A 3,704-nucleotide genomic window follows, 5' to 3' on the forward strand; every position below is an offset into this window, starting at 1 on the left:
AGCCCGAAACCGCTCTTCTGGGGTTTTAGGGTTGCCTAATTCACTAGCTGGTATATCTCTCCAATCTGCTGCCGAAGTTTTTATTAGCATTGAACCGTAAACAGGCCCTTTTCCGTAATTAGTCCAATGGAAGTTTGGATAACCGCCTCTGTAACCGCGTTTTGTTGCCCAGTCATTAACAGTACGGAACCTTGGTTCAAGCCTCATCTGACCTACTAACTCAGTTCCATAATGCTGGTTACGGGCTCCTGTATTTGGTAGATTAGGCGACTCATAGAACCGAAAGCTATTGGCATCGTCAAGAGGCACTGACGCAGCTATACCACCGGTACATGACGGGTTTTTACGTGGCTCAATGTGTATGTGAGCATATCCGCTGGGAGTAGATCTTTCTGGATTTACCGTACCCAGTACAGTTCCTTCTTCTACACGTCCAGGCTTCACTCTGCTAGCAGGATTTAAATGACCAATAAATAGGCTCCCACCCCCAGATTCAGGCGATAGACAGACAAATTCATTCCAACCATTAATGTAAGTTACATTTCCTGTTGCAGGTGCCAAAACTGGTTGGTTGTTGGACGCACTATTTGTACCTGGTTGGCATCCTGTTCCTCCTGGTCTAAAACTGTTTTTTGCAAAAGACAAGTCAAAAGCAAAAGTATTTCCATGACTAATTGTTGGTTGATTGTAACCTTGGCAAACATACCAATATTGACCTGCCTTAAACGGAAGACCTATCCTCCGAACTCTTGGTTGGACTAAAACTTGTGCCAAGCTACTGCCATGTGTTACTTCCCACAGAAGGGGTATGGATATAGCTATTGTAAAGGCGATCAGCAAGCGCATCCAGATTTTGGGTAGATTGAAAAATTTCATGGTTCATTGCTAATACAGGACAAGCGATCTAATGCGTGATTTTTAGTAAGATCGCAATTGAATTTAAGTGTTGGTCTGACTGACCTGTAATTGTTTTTACTGGTTTATTGTGCCGTCAGGCATTGTGGCACCGCTAAGGTCAGCGCTCTTTAGAAGAGTACCAGCTAAGTTAGCACCAAATAAATTAGCTCCTTTCAAGTTGGCTCCCGTCAAATCTGCACCTAACAAATTAGCTCCTTTTAAGTTGGCTCCCGTCAAATCTGCACCACTTAAATTAGCATCATGTAGGTCGGATTCACTCAAATTTACACCGCTCAAATTACACTTATGACATTGCTTAGTTGTTAACAATTGCCTTAGTGGATTTAGAGTTTTGGGGGCACATAGGCTTGTTAGATTCACCACTCTACCATCTCCTTTTTGCATATAACATACCCAATTATTCGTCTCTGAAGTAGGTATTACAGAATACGTGGTAGCTTCGGCTACCCTAATTGGGAACACAAGATACTTGAATACTTCCAAAAGTAACAAGCCTAAAAAAGAAGAATTACGGTGTCGATTGTGTAAACTTTTCAACATGGCAAATGAATTAAGCACAATGATATGAAGCCAACAGAATTGCTTTTAGCAGTAGCGATCGCACTTGCATCCACTGCACTACCCAACAACACATCATCTGTCAGTAATTGCATAATCCCATCTCCTCACAAATATAGTTGCCTCAAAACCAGCAAAGCCCGCCTTGCAAGCCTTCCTAGATATCTATCAGGGCCTTCCTCTGCTTTTTATGCAGTTCGCCCAGTTTTTGTAATAAAACTTTACATTGCTCCAACAGCAGATAAGCTGTATGCCCGATCGCCCCTCAAATGCACCATCAAACGTAGCTGAAAGCCAGACTCATCACTTCACAATACTCCACAATCCTTGCTCTGCATAGGCTAAACGGCTCACCATTTGGCTCAGCAAAAAAGGCTCATTTAGCTCATTTGTCTCATTTGGCTCACTTCTCGGCTCACCAGATCGTGTAACATTCTTTACTAACGCAGAGTTTCCGTAGGGGAGTACCAATGGCAGGCTTGCTCAGAGCATCCGAAGAAGGGCTGAAAATCATCGACATGGTACGACGCAATCTCGGATGGAATAAAACTGAGGATACTTGGTGCGTTGCCGCTTTAGTTTCAAAAGCAACCTTAAAGCGGTTTTGGGCGAAAATAGAAATTAGACGAGAGAACTTTATCAATATTTGCAAAGCAGTAGAAATAGAAAACTGGGAATACATTGCTGAAGGCTACAAAAATATCAAAACAGAACCACTCTTTGCCGCCGCGATCGCAGATATCCCTCTCGACTCCCAAACCGATCGCACTTTCCCCCTCCCAGAAAACTTACCCCCCGTCAGAAATTGGGTACAGCGCACAAAAGAACTCGAAATCTTAAAAACTACTATTATTAACTCAGACATCACCGCCATCTCAATTGTCGGATTACCGGGCATCGGAAAAACCACCCTCGTCAGCCAACTAATTCGCCAACTCCACACAGAAAAAACCCCCTTCACCTGCGCCGCTTGGCAATCCTTGCAATCGGCAACAGGCAAAGCACCCGCCTTCGATCGCACAATTGACTCGCTGCTATTCACCCTCTCCAACGGCGACATTACCGCAGCCGTCAATCCTCAAAGTGACTGTGGCAAAAAAACCGAAAATCTGCTCAAAATCCTCAGAGAAAAACCTTGCTTACTCGTTTTCGATCGCGCCGACACACTTTTGAAAACAGGAGAGGCAAAAGCGGCTGGTTATTTCGCCGACGATGGTGCAGAATATGCTTGGTTATTCAAACAACTATTAGAAACAGAACATCAAAGCAAAATTATTTTCACCAGTCGCGAAAGCTTAGCTGAATTGCCGTCAACAGTCACCCGCGAAATCCAGCTAAACGGATTGGATCGAGATGCCGCAGTTGCCCTATTGCAATCTTTTAATCTGACTGCGAATGCAGAGGAATTAGCCGAAATGTGCGATCGCTATTCAGGACATCCCAAAGCCTTACAACTCGTCGCAGCCTTGATTCGAGATGATACCGAGTTTCAGGGAAATGTCGGGATTTTTCTGCACCAGAGAGACTGGTTGCTGATTCGAGATATTGAAAGAGCGATCGATGAAATGATAGCGCGTCTGGGCGACGGCGAGCAAACTTGTCTCAGCCGAATTTCTGTCTATCAAACCTCAGAATATCCGCTATCTTTTGCAGGGATTAGCGCTCAAATGCCAGAAGTTAGCAAGTATGAACTTAAAGAAAATATTATTCAGGCACTCAAACGCCGACAATTGCTATATTACGATCGCCACCTCAAATCCTATCACTTGCATCCCCTAGTTCGAGAAAAGGGCGAGTACCTGCTAAATCAAAATCCCGAAAATCTCCGTACAGCACACAGCAAAGCCTATCATTATTATATCAGTATTCCGCTCAAACCGGAATCAGAATGGCAAGATATCGAGGATATTAAGCCGCTAATCCGAGCGCACTATCATGCTTCTCAAGCAGGAGATTTAGATGCAGCAAATGCGATTATTTCTGAAGTCTATGAGTATCTGCGGCAGTGGAATTGTGCAGAGTTAGTATGTGCAAATCTACCGTTGCCATTGTTAACGGAAGTAAAAAACATAACTCTGTAGGGGCGGGTTCACCGACAATAATTGCCAAAAACCGACAATCTTATAAACCCGCCCCCGCGCCACCATCAACCCCAATCTACCTCTTTCAAAATAACTATAAAAACCTGGAGGGCGGGTTTATTTAACCTGTCTGCACCCTTTATAGCT

Annotated in this window: 3 protein-coding genes; 1 reads left to right on the forward strand and 2 read right to left on the reverse strand. The window is 44.0% G+C overall.

What is annotated here, in order from left to right:
- Together QUB35_RS00260 and QUB35_RS00265 are read right to left on the reverse strand one after the other, a co-directional pair.
- Positions 1-876: M23 family metallopeptidase (locus QUB35_RS00260; RefSeq protein WP_333138241.1), on the reverse strand; the 876-nt coding region annotated here is incomplete at its 3' end.
- 96 nt (positions 877-972) lie between these two features.
- Positions 973-1,458: a pentapeptide repeat-containing protein gene (locus tag QUB35_RS00265; protein WP_333138243.1), complete on the reverse strand. Its 486-nt coding sequence runs from the start codon at positions 1,456-1,458 to the stop codon at positions 973-975.
- Positions 1,459-1,946: 488 nt separating this feature from the next.
- Between QUB35_RS00265 and QUB35_RS00270 the strand changes: the two genes are divergently transcribed.
- Positions 1,947-3,557: an NB-ARC domain-containing protein gene (locus QUB35_RS00270; RefSeq protein ID WP_333138245.1), complete on the forward strand. Its 1,611-nt coding sequence runs from the start codon at positions 1,947-1,949 to the stop codon at positions 3,555-3,557.
- Positions 3,558-3,704: the final 147 nt, after the last annotated feature.

The sequence above is a fragment of the Microcoleus sp. B13-B6 genome (assembly GCF_036705405.1).
GTDB lineage: Bacteria > Cyanobacteriota > Cyanobacteriia > Cyanobacteriales > Microcoleaceae > Microcoleus.